Below are 15,950 nucleotides of genomic sequence, written 5' to 3' on the forward strand. Positions count from 1 at the left end.
GCCGGGGAGCGCAATGCAACACGGCAAGTACCGATTCATCGTGGGGTTCCTGGCCCTGCCTCTGCTGATCTACGCGATCTTTGTGATCTCGCCGTTCGTCCAGGCATTCCAGATCTCGACCACGGAATGGAGCGGCCTGCGCGGCACTGCGAAGAGCATCGGACTGGACAACTACACCAAACTGCTGCACAGCGACGAGTTCTGGAATGCGCTCAAGCACAACGTCGTCATGCTGGTGCTGGTCCCGATCGCCACGCTGACGCTGGGGCTGTTCTTCGCCTTCATGCTCAATGTCGGCGGCCGCGCCCGCCGCGGCGCGGTCATCACCGGCGTGCGCGGAGCCTCGTTCTACAAATTCGTCTACTTCTTCCCGCAGGTCATCTCGATCACCATCATCTCGGTGATCTGGTTCAACATCTACAATCCGGATCCCCACGACGGCATGCTCAACTCGCTGCTCGGCGCGGTCGGTCTGGATTCGCTCCAGAGCTCCTGGCTCGGTGAACGCAGCATTGCGCTCGCCTGCATCATGGTGGTGATGGTCTGGGCGAACGTCGGCTTCTACGTCGTCCTCTTCTCCGCCGCCATGGCCTCCATCCCGCGGGAGATCTACGAGGCCTCGCTGCTGGACGGCGCCAACCGTATCCACACCTTCTTCCGGATCACCCTTCCGCTGCTGTGGGACACCGTGCAGACCGGCTGGGTCTATATGGGCATCATCGCGATGGACGCCTTCGCGCTGGTGCAGATCATGTCGGTGAACATGGGCGGTCCGGACGGCGCGACCGATGTCGTACCGCTCCGGCTCTACCAAACCGCTTTCCGGGACAGCCAGTTCGGCTATGCCGCGGCGATGGGCGTCGCCATGCTCGTCGTCACGCTGTTGTTCGCCGTCCTCACGATGCGTTTTGCGCGCCGTGAGCGGATCGAGTTCTAGGGGCAGGGCGCATGACGACGGAAACCAATGCGGTGGAGAAGCTGCCGGCGGTGGCTGGGCAGCGGTCCGAGGGCGGAAAGGACGCCCGGAAGTCGCGCGGCGGCGCCGAGGGCGGCGTACTCAATGTCTTCTCGCACGGCATGCTGTTCGTGTGGGCGCTGATGGTGGGCATGCCGCTGCTGTGGGTGCTGTGGAGCTCGTTCAAGAGCAGCGGGGACATCCTCACCACGCCCTGGTCGCTGCCGGACACGCTGCACTTCGAGAACTGGGGCAACGCCTGGGACAAGGCCAACATCGGCAAGATGTTCCTCAACACCCTGATCGTGGTGGGCGGTTCGGTCACGGGCACGATGGTGCTGGGCTCCATGGCGGGCTACGTCCTGGCGCGGTTCACCTTCCCCGGTAACCGCCTCATCTACTACCTGTTCGTGGCCGGGATGTCCTTCCCGGTGTTCATGCTGGTCATCCCGCTGTTCTTCGTGATGCGGGACTTCCCGGGGGTTCCGCTGCTGGCCACGTACCAGGGCCTGATCGCGGTCTACATCGCCTACTCGCTGCCGTTCACCGTCTTCTTCATGACGTCCTTCTTCCGCACCCTGCCGACCTCGGTGGCGGAGGCCGCGATGATCGACGGTGCCTCGCACGCCAGGACGTTCTTCCAGGTGATGCTGCCGATGGCCAAGCCCGGCCTGATCAGCATCGGGATCTTCAACTTCCTGGGTCAGTGGAATCAGTACTTGCTGCCGATGGTCCTCAACCAGGACGAGGACAAGTACGTGTTGACCCAGGGCCTCGCCAACATCGCGTTGCAGCAGGGGTATGAGGGCGACTGGGGCGGGCTGATGGCCGGCATGATGATCGCGATGCTGCCGGTGCTGCTGGTGTACTTCATCTTCCAGCGTCAGGTGCAGGCCGGGCTGACGGCGGGGGCGATCAAGTAGCGGCGGGTCCGGTCAGTTCGTACCGAGGTTTGTTCTGCGCCACTTCGGCGTACGCCTGTGCGCGCCGTCCCGCGCGCACCCCGGGGCGGCTCCGCGACGACGGAGCCGCCCTCGGGGCTTTTCCCTCCGGGGCCGGTTCTGATCATGCCGGGCTCAACGCCTTGACGAGACTTCCCGGCGGGCGTTCTGCTTAGAGTTCACATGTTGAATCGAGGGCCGCCCCCCGAAGGTGTGGGTGCGGCCGGCGGGCGGTCGCCGTGCCTCCCCAGCCTTCGCTGGGAGGTACCCCCGGCCCGAGACAGGAGTGGATGAGTCGATGGAGACTCCGGGGTCGCAGTCCTCGCTGCACCGGGCCAATCTGGAGCGGGTCGTGCGCGCGGTGCGTATGGCGGGCTCACTCACACAGGCGGAGATCGCCCGGAGCACGGGGCTGTCCGCGGCCACCGTTTCCAACATCGTTCGCGAGTTGAAGGACGGCGGAACCGTCGAGGTGACCCCCACCTCGTCGGGCGGGCGGCGGGCGCGCAGCGTCTCGCTCTCCGGCGATGCGGGGATCGTCGTGGGCGTCGATTTCGGCCACTCCCACCTGCGCGTGGCGGTCGGCAACCTGGCCCACCACGTGCTCGCCGAGGAGGCCGAGCCGATCGATGTGGACGCCTCCGCCGCGGAGGGCTTCGACCGGGCGGAACACCTGGTCAACCGGCTGATCGAGGCGACCGGGATCGGCCCGGGCAAGGTCATCGGCGTCGGCCTGGGCGTACCGGGCCCGATCGATGTGGAATCCGGGACCCTCGGCTCGACCGCGATCCTGCCGGGCTGGTCGGGCACGAACCCCAGCCAGGAGCTGTCCGGGCGCCTCGGGGTGCCGGTCTACGTCGACAACGACGCCAACCTCGGCGCGCTGGGCGAGCTGGTGTGGGGCGGCGGCCGCGGGGCCTCCGACCTGGCGTACATCAAGGTCGCCAGCGGTGTCGGCGCGGGCCTGGTGATCAGCGGGCAGATCTACCGCGGGCCGGGCGGCACCGCGGGCGAGATCGGGCACATCACGCTGGACGAGGCGGGCCCGGTCTGCCGCTGCGGCAACCGCGGCTGCCTGGAGACCTTCACCGCGGCCCGCTACGTCCTGCCGCTGCTCCAGCCGAGCCACGGCCTGGATCTGACCATGGCGCGGGTGGTCCAGCTGGCGCGCGAGGGGGATCCGGGGTGCCGGCGGGTGATTGCGGACGTAGGCCGCCATATCGGCAGTGGTGTGGCGAATCTGTGCAATCTGCTCAATCCCAGCCGAGTGGTACTCGGTGGCGATCTTGCCGAGGCGGGTGAGCTGGTGCTCGCGCCGATCCGGGAGTCGGTGTCGCGGTACGCGATCCCCAGCGCCGCACGGCAGTTGGGCATCGTCACCGGCACGCTCGGCGGCCGGGCCGAGGTGCTGGGCGCGCTGGCCCTGGTGCTGAGCGAGATGGGCGATTCGACCCTTCTTGACGGTGCGCAGGGCACCGAAGCGCCCGCCCATAGCGTGCGCGCGCTGAGTTCACACAGCTAACGCATGGCACCGTTGCCATCTCGTTAAGGATTTACTTCTTGACGGTCGGCTGACGGCCGAGTTGACTTCCAGCCACCTCGGCCGCAACGACGCGGCCTCGTCAGGGAGGCAACCCCAATGAACGTTTGGACGCGTCGCGTCGTCATAGGAACCGCCGCCGTCTCGATGGCGCTCTCCGTAGCTGCCTGCGGCAAGGCCGGTGACGGCGCCAAGGGTGGCGGTGGCGACACCAAGACCATCGGCCTGCTGCTGCCGGAGAACAAGACCACGCGTTACGAGACCTTCGACCGTCCGCTGATGGAGGCGAAGATCAAGGAGCTGTGCAGCGACTGCACGGTGAAGTACAACAACGCGGCGCAGGAGACCGAGACCCAGAAGAAGCAGTTCGACGCGCTGATCACGCAGGGCGTCAAGGTGATCATTCTGGACGCGGTCGACTACAAGGCCACCAAGTCGTGGGTGAACCAGGCCGCCAAGAAGGGCGTCAAGGTCATCGCGTATGACCGTCTGGCCGAGGGCAATATTTCGGCCTATGTCTCCTACGACAACGAGAAGATCGGCCGCCTCCAGGGCCAGGCTCTGGTCAAGGCGCTCGGCGACAAGGCCAAGGACAGCAAGGTCGTCATGGTCAACGGCTCGCCGACCGACCCGAACATGCCGTTCTTCAAGAAGGGCGCGCACAGCGTCCTCGACAAGCAGGTCAAGAAGATCGCGTACGAGCAGGACATCCCGGACTGGTCGCCGGACGAGGCCAACAAGAAGATGGGCGCCGCCCTCGACTCGCTCGGCAAGGACGGCTTCCAGGGCGTCTACTCCGGCAACGACGGCATGGCCGGCGGCATCATCACCGCCCTCAAGCAGAAGGGCGTGAAGGTCCCGGTCGGCGGCCAGGACGCCGAGCTCGCCGGTCTCCAGCGGATCCTCAAGGGCGAGCAGGCGTTCACCATCTACAAGCAGATCAAGCCGCAGGCCGACTCCACGGCCGAGATCGCGGTCAAGCTGCTCAAGGGCGAGAAGATCGACTCCCTGACGTCCGACAAGGTCGACAGCCTCAGCGGTGAGGTCAAGGGCATCCCCGCGAAGCTCTACGACGCGAAGATCGTGACCAAGGACAACATCGCCTCCACGATCCTCAAGGACAAGGTCTACAAGGCGAGCCAGATCTGCACCGGCGACGTCAAGAAGGCCTGCGAGGCGGCCGGCATCAAGTAAGGCCACCGGCCCCGGCCACCCGGCCACGGCCCCGGCCCCCGGCCCTCCGGCCGCCGGCCCGGGCCACCGGCCAGGCACCGGCCCCGGCCCGCGCCGACCCGTTCCGGGCGCGGGCGGGGCCGTCCCCCGCACCACCTCCACCTCGCAGAGCCCCCCGCTCTTCGCACCACCATCCCCGCCGTTGTGACGGCGGCGAAGGAGATGATTCACGTGTCCGCTACGCCTGTGCTGGCGTTGCGCGGAGTCTCCAAGCGGTTCGGCGCCGTCCAAGCACTCACGGACGTCACCCTGGAGATCCACCCCGGTGAAGTGGTCGCCCTCGTGGGCGACAACGGCGCCGGCAAGTCCACGCTCGTCAAGACCATCTCGGGCGTCCACCCGGTCGACGACGGCAGCATCGAGTGGGAGGGCGAGGCGGTACGCATCAACAAGCCGCACGACGCCCAGGACCTCGGCGTCGCCACCGTCTACCAGGACCTCGCGCTCTGCGACAACCTCGACGTCGTGGCCAACCTCTTCCTCGGCAACGAGACCCGCACCGTCGGCGTCCTCGACGAGATCGCCATGGAGAAGCGAGCCAAGGAGCTGCTGGACACCCTGTCCATCCGCATCCCCAGCGTCCGCATCCCGGTCGCCGCGCTCTCCGGTGGTCAGCGGCAGGTCGTCGCGATCGCCCGTGCGCTGATCGGCGACCCGAAGATCGTCATCCTCGACGAGCCCACCGCCGCCCTCGGTGTCGAGCAGACCGCCCAGGTCCTCGACCTCGTCGAGCGGCTGCGGGAGCGCGGTCTGGGCGTCATCCTCATCAGCCACAACATGGCCGATGTCAAGGCCGTCGCGGACCGGGTCGCGGTGCTGCGGCTGGGCCGCAACAACGGTGTCTTCGACGTCGAAGGCACCTCCCACGAAGAGATCATCGCCGCGATCACCGGCGCCTCGGACAACGCCGTGACCCGCCGCAAGGCGCGTACGGACCAGGTGAAGAAGGAGGCCGGGGCATGAGCGACCTCACCAAGGAGCCCGCTGCGGACGAGGTGACGGAGACCACTGAGGCCGCCGTCGACACCCCCCAGCCGGCCGCCGTCGACCCCCGTCTGCTCGTCCGCGAGCAGGGTTTCGCCGGCTACCTCAATGACTTCAAGCGCCGGGTGCGCGGCGGTGAGCTGGGCTCGCTGCCGGTCATCATCGGCCTGATCGTCATCGCGGTCATCTTCCAGGTGAAGAACAGCAGCTTCCTGTCCGCGGACAGCCTCGCGAACATCGGTGTCTACACCTCGGGCCTCGGCATCATGGCCGTCGGCATCGTCTTCGTGCTGCTGCTCGGCGAGATCGACCTCTCGGTCGGCTCGGTCGCGGGTGTCGGCGCGGCCGTCTGGGCCGTGCTCAGCGTCACCCATGGCGTCAACGACTGGCTCGCGGTCCTGATCGCCATCGTGGCCGGTGTGGCCATCGGCACCTTGCATGGTTTCTTTTTCGCCAAGATCGGTGTGCCGGCCTTCGTCGTCACCCTGGCCGGATTCCTCGGCTGGAGCGGTCTCCAGATCTGGATGATGGGCAAGGAAGGCTCCATCAACACGCCCAGCGGCAGCGTGGTGGAGAGCCTCACCGGCTACTACTTCGAGGACAAGGGCGCCGCCTACGGTCTCGCGGTGGTCGCGGTCCTGGCGTACGCCGGATCGCTGCTGCTGGACAGCAAGCGGCGCAAGGCCGCCGCGCTGCCGGCCCGCCCGCTCAGCGAGATCCTGCTGCGCACCGGTGTGGTCGCGGTGCTCGCCCTCGCGGTCGCGTACGTGCTGAACGAGCCCGCCGGTGCCCGCGGTCTGCCGCTGGCGCTGGTCCTCTTCCTCGCGGTGCTGCTCATCGCCGACTTCGTGGTGCGGCGCACCACCTACGGCCGGCAGATCTTCGCGGTCGGCGGCAACGCCGAGGCGGCCCGCCGGGCCGGTATCAACGTGAACAAGATCCGGATCAGCGTCTTCGCGATCTCCGGCATGCTCGCCGCCTTCGGCGGACTGTTCATCGCCAGCCTCTCCGGTGGCGCCACCAAGAACCTCGGTTCCGGCAACACCCTGATGAACGTCATCGCGGCGGCCGTCATCGGCGGTACCAGCCTCTTCGGCGGCCGCGGCAAGATCTGGTCCGCACTGCTGGGCATGCTGGTCATCCAGTCGATCCAGCAGGGCCTGAACCTACTCGGCATGGCCAGTGAGATCCAGTACATGATTACGGGCGCGGTGCTGCTCGCCGCCGTCGTGATCGACTCGGTCTCGCGGCGTACGCAAAAGACCGCCGGGCGCACTTGATCAACCGGTGTGTTGCCCGGCTGCGGCAGCGCCGCCGGGCGCACTTGATCAATCGGTGTGTTGCCCGGCTGCGGCAGCGCCGCCGGGCGCACTTGATCAACCGGTGTGTCGCACGGCTGCGACAGCGCCGTCCGGCACACCTGACGTTCCGGCTCGACGCTCCGGGCGCGCCTGACCCGCGCCCGTTGCCGTCCGACGGCACGGCCCCCACCGGGCACCTTCCGGTGGGGGCCGTGCCGCGTGCGGAGGACCGTGCCGCAGAACGGCCTGAATCCGTTGCCTGTCACCCGAGTGACATACATCGCGAGGCCCGGGCGTCGCCGCAGCGGACGCAACATTAGACTCATCTGATCGGCAAGCTCGATCACAGCAGCAAGCTCGACGATCACAGCAGCAAGGAGGCAGGGGTGGCGTTGCTTTCCCGTATCAGGGGACCGCGCGATCTGGACCGTCTGGGCCCGGAGCAGCTCGAGCAGCTGGCGGGGGAGATCCGTTCCTTCCTTGTCGACGCGGTCTCCAAGACCGGTGGGCACCTCGGCCCGAACCTCGGCGTGGTCGAGCTGACCATCGCCCTGCACCGCGTCTTCGACTCGCCGAAGGACAAGGTCCTCTTCGACACCGGGCACCAGTCCTACGTCCACAAGCTGCTCACGGGCCGTCAGGACTTCTCCAAGCTCAAGGCCAAGGGCGGCCTGTCCGGCTACCCCTCCCGCGCGGAGTCCGAGCACGACATCATCGAGAACAGCCACGCCTCCACGGTGCTGGGCTGGGCCGAGGGCATCGCCAAGGCCAACGAGGTGCGCGGCACGGACGACCATGTGGTGGCCGTCATCGGTGACGGCGCGCTGACCGGCGGAATGGCCTGGGAGGCGCTGAACAACATCGCCGCGGCCAAGGACCGCCCGCTGGTCATCGTCGTCAACGACAACGAGCGCTCCTACGCGCCGACCATCGGCGGACTGGCCAACCACCTGGCGACCCTGCGCACCACCGACGGCTACGAGCGTTTCCTGGCCCGCGGCAAGGACATCCTGGAGCGGACCCCGGTCGTCGGCAAGCCGCTCTACGAGACCCTGCACGGCGCCAAGAAGGGCCTGAAGGACTTCATCGCGCCGCAGGGCATGTTCGAGGACCTGGGCCTGAAGTACGTCGGCCCGATCGACGGCCACGACCTGGAGGCGCTGGAGTCCGCCCTCACGCGCGCCAAGCGCTTCGGCGGCCCGGTCATCGTCCACTGCCTCACCGAAAAGGGCCGCGGCTACCAGCCGGCCCTCCAGGACGAGGCGGACCGCTTCCACGCCGTCGGCAAGATCCACCCCGACACCGGCCTGCCCATCTCCTCCGGCGGCAAGGACTGGACCTCCGTCTTCGGCGACGAGATGGTCGAGCTCGGCAAGGAGCGCAAGGACATCGTCGCCATCACGGCGGCCATGCTCCAGCCGGTCGGCCTGGACAAGTTCGCCAAGGCGTTCCCGGACCGCGTCTACGACGTCGGCATCGCCGAGCAGCACGCGGCGGTCTCCGCGGCGGGCATGGCCACCGGCGGTCTGCACCCGGTCTTCGCGGTCTACGCCACCTTCCTCAACCGCGCCTTCGACCAGGTCCTGATGGACGTCGCGCTGCACAAGTGCGGCGTGACCTTCGTCCTGGACCGGGCCGGCGTCACCGGCACCGACGGCGCCTCGCACAACGGCATGTGGGACATGTCGATCCTCCAGGTCGTGCCCGGCCTGCGGATCGCCGCACCGCGCGACGCCGACCAGGTACGCGCCCAGCTGCGGGAAGCCGTCGAGGTCGATGACGCGCCGACCGTGGTGCGTTACTCCAAGGGCGCCGTCGGCCCGGCCGTCGAGGCGGTCGGACGGATCGGCGGCATGGACGTGCTCCGGGAGCCCGCGGCCTCCGTCGAGCGGCCCGACGTCCTGCTCGTCTCGGTCGGCGCGCTGGCCCCGATGTGCCTGGAGATCGCCGATCTGCTCGACAAGCAGGGCATCTCCACCACCGTCGTCGACCCGCGCTGGGTCAAGCCGGTCGATGAGGCGCTGCCGGGCCTCGCCGCCAAGCACCGTGTGGTCGTCACCGTCGAGGACAACATCCGTACCGGCGGCGTCGGTTCGGCCGTCGCCCAGGCGCTGCGGGACGCCGGTGTGGACCTCCCGCTGCGCGACTTCGGCATCCCCGAGCGGTTCCTCGACCACGCCTCCCGCAAGGAGGTCATGGCGGAGATCGGGCTCACCGCGCCGGACATCGCGCGCCAGGTGACCGGCCTGGTCGCCAAGATCGACAACCGCTCCGACGACTCCGCGGACACTCCGCAGACCGCCGGCGCCAAGGGCGCGGCGGCGCCCGCCGAGGTCGCCCGCGACTAAGGGACACACGGCACCGATGGGCCGGGCCAGTCATCCGTACGGATGTGCTGCCCGGCCCATCTGCATACCCGCCGCCGCACCCCATCGGGTGAATCCCCGCCTCCTGGAGGCCCGCCGAAGCTGACTGTTTCCCGACATTGCGGAGACTCGGTCAGTTCAGGAGAGTTGCGAGGGTCGTCCAGGCGGAGGTTCGCCCATGAGCACACAGCACGGCACACCACACAATGCGCGCCGCGATCGCGGCCTGTTCCGGACAAAGACTGTGGAGCAGTCGATTCTGGACACCGAGGAGCCGGAGCATACGCTCAAAAAATCCCTGTCGGCGCTCGATCTCACCGTCTTCGGTGTCGGTGTCATCATCGGCACCGGCATCTTCGTCCTCACCGGAAAAATCGCCAAGGAGCAGGCCGGGCCCTCGGTCGCGCTCTCCTTCGTCGCCGCGGGCGTGGTCTGCGCGCTGGCGGCGCTGTGCTACGCGGAGTTCGCCTCCACCGTGCCGGTCGCCGGATCGGCCTACACCTTCTCGTACGCCTCACTGGGAGAACTACCGGCCTGGATCATCGGCTGGGACCTGATCCTGGAACTCGCGCTGGGCTGTGCGGTGGTCGCCGTCGGCTGGTCCGGCTATGTGCGCTCACTGATGGACACCGCCGGGCTGCATCTGCCGGCCGGTCTGGCCGGCACCCACGAAGGGCGCTTCGGCTTCGATCTGCTCGCCTGCGTCCTCGTGCTGGTGCTGACCGGCATCCTGGTGCTCGGCATGAAGCTGTCCTCCCGGGTGACGGCGGTGGTCGTCGCGGTCAAGGTCACCGTCGTTCTGCTGGTCATCATCGCCGGCGCCTTCCTGATCACCGGCGCCAACTACGAGCCGTTCATCCCGCCCAGCGAGCCCAGCAAGGCCGGCGGCGGACTGGCCGCACCGCTGTCCCAGCTGATGTTCGGCTTCGCCCCGTCCAACTTCGGCACCATGGGCATCTTCGCGGCGGCGGCGGTGGTCTTCTTCGCCTTCATCGGCTTCGACGTGGTGGCCACGGCCGCGGAGGAGACCCGCAACCCGCAGCGCGATGTGCCGCGCGGCATCCTCGGCTCGCTGGCCATCTGCACCGTGCTCTACGTCGCGGTGTCGGTCGTCGTCACCGGCATGGAGAAGTACAGCAAGCTCTCCACCGACGCCCCGCTCGCCGATGCCTTCAAGGACATGGACAAGCCGTTCTTCGCGGGCGTGATCAGCTTCGGCGCAGCCGTCGGCCTCACCTCGGTCTGCCTGATCCTGCTGCTCGGCCAGAGCCGGGTGTTCTTCGCGATGAGCCGCGACGGGCTGCTGCCGCGGGTCTTCTCGCGGGCCCACCCGCGCTACGGCACCCCCTACCGGTCGACCATCGCGCTGGGCATCGTCGTCGCCGTCGCGGCCGGTTTCACCTCGATCGACGTCCTCGCCGAACTGGTCAACATCGGCACGCTGTTCGCGTTCGTCGTGGTCGCCATCGGCGTCATCCTGCTCCGCCGCTCCCGGCCCGATCTGCACCGCGCCTTCCGCACCCCGTGGGTGCCCGTGGTGCCTGTGCTGTCCGTACTGGCGTCGGTGTGGCTGATGCTCAATCTGCCCGCGGAGACCTGGCTGCGGTTCGCGGTCTGGATGGTGGCCGGCTTCGGCATCTACTTCGTCTACGGGCGGTCGCACAGCCGGCTCGGCATCCGCAACAGAGAGGCGGCGGGCAAGGGCTGAACGCCTGACCGTCCCGCCCTTCGAGGCCCCGTACCCGGCGCCCACCGCGCCGTACGGGGCCTTTGCGTGCCGCGGCGAGCGTGCGTGCCAGGCCCCGCGAGCCCGGCCCGATCGGGAAGACACCCCCTACGCTCCGCCGCGCCCCCACACCGCCCGCGGTCCCGTCACCCGGGCGCCCAGCGCCTGGACGCGCTCGCGCAGCCCGCGGTCCGCGGTGACCACCAGGCAGTCCCGCCCGGCGGCCTCGTCCGCCACCAGTTCCACGATCCGGTCGTCGCCGCTGCCCGCCGCCGGCACCACCCGTACGCCCTCGACCGACGCCACTCCGCGCGCCGCGCCCTCCACCACCAGCACCATCTCCAGGGGCGGTGCGACCAGCCCCGGCAGTCCGTCCGCGACGTACCCGGGCAGCGCATCGCGCAGCCGCTCGGCGGCGCCGTGCCGGTCGCGCCACCAGCCGTCGGGCACCGAGCCGACGACATTCGCGGCATCGACGATGACCAAGGAATCCATGCGCCCACCCTCCCACGCCCGCACGCACGAGAGCGCGGGCCGGCTCCGCCGAGCCGGCCCGCGCACTGTGCGATCAGCTGTGCACCCTTATGCGGGCACGCTCGCGATGCCCGGGGCCAGGAACTTCTTGCCGGTCACCCGCTCGGAGACACCCGCGCGGTCCAGGTACGGCGTGATGCCGCCCAGGTGGAAGGGCCAGCCGGCGCCGGTGATCAGGCACAGGTCGATGTCCTGCGCCTCGGCGACCACGCCCTCGTCGAGCATCAGCCCGATCTCCTGCGCCACGGCGTCCAGCACCCGGTCGCGCACCTGCGCCTCGGTCAGGACGACATCGCCCTGCTTGAGGAGCGCGGCGACCTCCGGGTCGAGCTCCGGCTTCCCGCTGTCGTAGACGTAGAAGCCGCGCTTGCCGGCCTCGACGACGGCCTTGAGGTTCGGGGAGACCTTGAAGCGCTCCGGGAAGGCACGGTTCAGGGTCTCCGAGACGTGCAGGCCGATCGCCGGTCCGACCAGCTCCAGCAGCACCAGCGGCGACATCGGCAGACCCAGCGGCTCGATGGCCTTCTCCGCGACCTCGACCGGGGTGCCCTCGTCGATGACGTTCTGGATCTCACCCATGAAGCGGGTCAGGATGCGGTTGACGACGAACGCCGGGGCGTCCTTGACCAGCACCGCGGTCTTCTTCAGCTTCTTGGCGACACCGAAGGCGGTGGCCAGCGAGGCATCGTCGGTCTTCTCACCGCGGACGATCTCCAGCAGCGGGAGGATCGCGACCGGGTTGAAGAAGTGGAAGCCGACGACCCGCTCGGGGTGCTTGAGCTTCGACGCCATCTCGCTGACCGACAGCGAGGAGGTGTTGGTGGCGAGGATCGCGTGCTCGGGAGCCACGGCCTCGACCTCGGCGAACACCTGCTGCTTGACGCCGATCTCCTCGAAGACGGCCTCGATGATGAAGTCCGCGTCGGAGAAGCCCTCGGCCTTGTCCAGCACACCGCTGACCAGGGCCTTGAGGCGGTTGGCCTTGTCCTGGTTGATCCGGCCCTTGCCGAGCAGCTTGTCGATCTCGGCGTGGACGTAACCCACACCCTTGTCGACGCGCTCCTGGTCGATGTCGGTCAGCACGACCGGCACCTCCAGGCGGCGCAGGAAGAGCAGCGCGAGCTGAGAGGCCATCAGACCGGCGCCCACGACACCGACCTTGCTGACCGGGCGCGCCAGGTTCTTGTCCGGCGCACCGGCCGGCCGCTTGGCGCGCTTCTGCACCAGGTTGAACGCGTAGATACCGGCGCGCAGTTCGCCGCCCATGATCAGGTCCGCGAGGGCCTGGTCCTCGGCGTCGTAACCCTGCTGGAGGTCGCCGTTCTTCGCCGCGGCGATGATGTCCAGCGCGCGGTACGCGGCCGGGGCGGCGCCGTGCACCTTGCCGTCGGCGATGAACGTGCCGCGGGCGACGGCCTGGTCCCAGGCCTCGCCGCGGTCGATCACCGGGCGCTCGACCTCGATGTCGCCCTTCAGGACGTTCGCCGTCCAGATCAGCGACTGCTCCAGGAAGTCCGCGCCCTCGAAGATCGCGTCGGCGATGCCGAGGTCGAAGACCTGCTGGCCCTTGAGCTGCTTGTTCTGGTTGAGCGAGTTCTCGATGATGACCGAGACGGCCTTGTCCGCGCCGATCAGGTTCGGCAGCAGGGTGCAGCCGCCCCAGCCCGGTACCAGGCCCAGGAAGACCTCGGGGAGCGAGAAGGCCGGCAGGGCCTTGGACACCGTGCGGTACGAGCAGTGCAGACCGGCCTCGACGCCACCGCCCATGGCGGCACCGTTGTAGTAGGCGAAGGTCGGCACGGCGAGCCCGGACAGCCGCTTGAAGACCTCGTGGCCGCCCTTGCCGATGGCCAGCGCGTCCTCGTGCTTCTTCAGCAGCTCGACGCCCTTGAGGTCGGCGCCGACGGCGAAGATGAACGGCTTGCCGGTGAGGCCGACGCCGACGATGTCGCCGTCCGCGGCCTCCTTCTCGACCTGGTCGAGCGCGGCGTTGAGGTTCGCCAGCGAGGCCGGGCCGAAGGTGGTCGGCTTGGTGTGGTCGAAGCCGTTGTCCAGCGTGATCAGCGCGAACTTGCCCGCGCCGTACGGCAGATCGAGGTGGCGGACGTGCGCCTGGGTGACGACCTCGTCGGGGAACAGCTCGGCCGCGCCCTTCAGGAGTTCGGCGGTGGTGGTGCTCACTTGTTGCCTCCGTCGAAGTTCGGGTTCTCCCAGATGACCGTCGCGCCCATGCCGAAGCCGACGCACATGGTGGTCAGGCCGTAGCGGACCTGCGGCTGCTCCTCGAACTGGCGGGCCAGCTGGGTCATCAGCCGGACGCCGGAGGAGGCCAGCGGGTGGCCGAAGGCGATGGCGCCGCCGTACTGGTTGACCCGCGGGTCGTCGTCGGCGATGCCGTAGTGGTCGAGGAAGGCCAGGACCTGAACGGCGAACGCCTCGTTGATCTCGAAGAGGCCGATGTCACCGATGCCCAGGCCCGCCTTGGCGAGCGCCTTCTCGGTCGACGGGATCGGGCCGTAGCCCATGACCTCCGGCTCGACGCCCGCGAAGGCGTACGAGACCAGGCGCATCTTGACCGGGAGGTTGTTCTCCCGGGCGAAGTCCTCGGAGGCGATGATCGAGGCGGTGGCGCCGTCGTTGAGACCGGCCGCGTTGCCGGCCGTGACCCGGCCGTGCGTGCGGAACGGGGTCTTGAGGCCCGCCAGGTTCTCCAGGGTGGTGCCCGGGCGCATCGGCTCGTCGGCGGTGACCAGGCCCCAACCGGTCTCGCCGACCTCGGAGTTGGTGTTGCGCACCGAGATCGGGACCAGGTCCTGCTGGATCTTCCCGTTGGCGTACGCCTTCGCCGCCTTCTCCTGCGAGCGCACGGCGTACTCGTCGGCGCGCTGCTTGGTGATCTGCGGGTAGCGGTCGTGGAGGTTCTCCGCGGTCATGCCCATGAACAGGGCCGACTCGTCGACCAGCTTCTCGGAGACGAACCGCGGGTTCGGGTCGACGCCCTCGCCCATGGGGTGACGGCCCATGTGCTCGACACCGCCGGCGATGACGGCGTCGTACGCGCCGAAGGCGATGGAGCCCGCGGTGGCCGTGACGGCGGTCAGCGCGCCGGCACACATGCGGTCGATGGAGTAGCCGGGCACGGACTGCGGGAGGCCCGCGAGGATGCCGGCGGTACGGCCCAGGGTCAGGCCCTGGTCACCGATCTGCGTGGTCGCGGCGATGGCGACTTCGTCGATCTTCGCGGGGTCCAGGTCCGGGTTGCGGCGCAGCAGCTCCCGGATGGCCTTCACGACGAGGTCGTCGGCGCGGGTCTCGTGGTAGATGCCCTTCGGGCCCGCCTTGCCGAACGGGGTGCGGACGCCGTCGACGAAGACGACGTCCCTAGCGGTACGAGGCACGTTGGCTCTCCTCCAGGTGCGGGATGGCACTGCTGCGGAAGGCGCCCGGGGGACGCTTCACACCCACATGCTACTTACGGGTAACCAAGCTGCACACCCCCATCGGCCGGAGCGGTGAAGGTCACACCGGATGGACGTGTGGGGGCGCTCCGGGCCGTCGCCGCGAACGATCGAAAACGACCGATTGTCGTCGGGTCATGGCGTAAATCGCTCTATCGCGCACTTAAAGTGCCGATATGGATACGAAGAGGAGTGGAGGGGTGGCGGGCCCCCGGCCGGCCCCCTGTGCCATCGGTGTGGTCTGCGCCGTCGCCGCCGCGGGCGCGCTGCTGGCCGGCTGCGGAAGCGAGCACGCGGACAGCACAGGACGTTCGACCCCCGCGCGCGAGGTGCCCGCCTCGGCCCGCGCCTACCCGACCAGCTCGCTCACCCCTGACCAGGCCAGACGCAAGGCACTGATCCCGGCGGCCAAGGTGGACTACTGGAAGGCGCTGCGCGCGGCGGTGGCCGCGGTCCCGTCCTCGGAGCCGATCGCCGCCGAACTCAGGGGCACGTCGGCCAAGCCGTACTGGGAGACCGCGGTGGCGACCTCCGACGGAACGGTGAACCAGGTCCGCGTCGACGCGATCACCGGCAAGGCGGACCAGCCGCACACCGAGTCCGACGACCCCGACGACAAACAGCGGCTGGCCAGCCGGCTGAACCAGGCCACCGTCACGGCCCAGCAGGCGGCGGAGACCGCCACCGAGAAGACGAAGGGCACCGTCAGCGACATCGAACTCAGCGACGCCGACAACGGCAGCGACACGGTCGCCTGGACCGTGGACGTCGTGACCAAGGACTGGAACCAGACGACCTACGAGATCGACGCGACGAACCGCAAGGTCCTGCGCATGGAGGTCGAACAGGACTAGGGCCTGTCTCCCCAGGGTCAGGGGGTGTCTTCCCGATCGGGAAGACACCCCCTGACCC

Annotated in this window: 12 protein-coding genes; 9 read left to right on the forward strand and 3 right to left on the reverse strand. The window is 68.7% G+C overall.

Features of this window, described 5'->3' with window-relative positions:
- The first annotated feature begins 13 nt into the window (after nt 1–13).
- From ACZ55A_RS27455 to ACZ55A_RS27490, 8 genes are all read left to right on the forward strand, one after another.
- Entirely contained in the window at nt 14–937 is a 924-nt protein-coding gene (locus ACZ55A_RS27455; protein WP_468845299.1) for a carbohydrate ABC transporter permease, read from the forward strand.
- 11 nt (nt 938–948) lie between these two features.
- Entirely contained in the window at nt 949–1,878 is a 930-nt protein-coding gene (locus ACZ55A_RS27460) for a carbohydrate ABC transporter permease (protein ID WP_468845302.1), read from the forward strand.
- 316 nt (nt 1,879–2,194) lie between these two features.
- Nucleotides 2,195–3,418 (forward strand): ROK family transcriptional regulator, encoded by a 1,224-nt coding sequence (locus tag ACZ55A_RS27465; protein ID WP_468845305.1) that lies wholly within the window; start codon nt 2,195–2,197, stop codon nt 3,416–3,418.
- A gap of 117 nt (nt 3,419–3,535) precedes the next feature.
- Nucleotides 3,536–4,630 (forward strand): substrate-binding domain-containing protein, encoded by a 1,095-nt coding sequence (locus ACZ55A_RS27470; RefSeq protein WP_468845308.1) that lies wholly within the window; start codon nt 3,536–3,538, stop codon nt 4,628–4,630.
- Nucleotides 4,631–4,831: 201 nt separating this feature from the next.
- Nucleotides 4,832–5,632, forward strand: a complete 801-nt coding sequence (locus ACZ55A_RS27475) for an ATP-binding cassette domain-containing protein (RefSeq protein ID WP_468845311.1) — start codon at nt 4,832–4,834, stop codon at nt 5,630–5,632.
- Nucleotides 5,629–6,933 (forward strand): sugar ABC transporter permease, encoded by a 1,305-nt coding sequence (locus ACZ55A_RS27480; RefSeq protein WP_468845314.1) that lies wholly within the window; start codon nt 5,629–5,631, stop codon nt 6,931–6,933. Before ACZ55A_RS27475 ends, ACZ55A_RS27480 begins: the two co-directional genes overlap by 4 nt.
- A gap of 407 nt (nt 6,934–7,340) precedes the next feature.
- Complete coding sequence (gene dxs, locus ACZ55A_RS27485) at nt 7,341–9,302, forward strand: 1-deoxy-D-xylulose-5-phosphate synthase (protein ID WP_468845317.1); 1,962 nt, start codon at nt 7,341–7,343, stop codon at nt 9,300–9,302.
- Nucleotides 9,303–9,498: 196 nt separating this feature from the next.
- A complete protein-coding gene (locus tag ACZ55A_RS27490; RefSeq protein ID WP_468845320.1) occupies nt 9,499–11,028 on the forward strand; it encodes an amino acid permease in 1,530 nt (509 codons plus the stop codon).
- A gap of 126 nt (nt 11,029–11,154) precedes the next feature.
- Here the strand turns inward: ACZ55A_RS27490 and ACZ55A_RS27495 are convergent, their stop codons facing one another.
- From ACZ55A_RS27495 to ACZ55A_RS27505, 3 genes are all read right to left on the reverse strand, one after another.
- Entirely contained in the window at nt 11,155–11,541 is a 387-nt protein-coding gene (locus ACZ55A_RS27495) for a PIN domain-containing protein (RefSeq protein ID WP_468845323.1), read from the reverse strand.
- Nucleotides 11,542–11,628: 87 nt separating this feature from the next.
- Nucleotides 11,629–13,761 carry a 3-hydroxyacyl-CoA dehydrogenase NAD-binding domain-containing protein gene (locus tag ACZ55A_RS27500; protein ID WP_468845325.1) on the reverse strand — a complete coding sequence of 711 codons (2,133 nt, stop codon included), beginning with the start codon at nt 13,759–13,761 and terminating at the stop codon, nt 11,629–11,631.
- Nucleotides 13,758–14,978, reverse strand: coding sequence for a thiolase family protein (locus tag ACZ55A_RS27505; protein ID WP_468845327.1), 1,221 nt, complete (start codon nt 14,976–14,978; stop codon nt 13,758–13,760). The genes ACZ55A_RS27500 and ACZ55A_RS27505 overlap by 4 nt, the downstream gene beginning before the upstream one ends.
- Before the next feature lie 236 nt (nt 14,979–15,214).
- On the opposite strand from ACZ55A_RS27505, the gene ACZ55A_RS27510 reads away from it, so the two are divergent.
- On the forward strand, nt 15,215–15,892 hold the full coding sequence (locus ACZ55A_RS27510; protein ID WP_468845331.1) for a PepSY domain-containing protein: 678 nt from the start codon (nt 15,215–15,217) through the stop codon (nt 15,890–15,892).
- The last annotated feature ends 58 nt before the right edge of the window (nt 15,893–15,950 follow it).

This window comes from Streptomyces sp. NPDC034111, assembly GCF_055575375.1.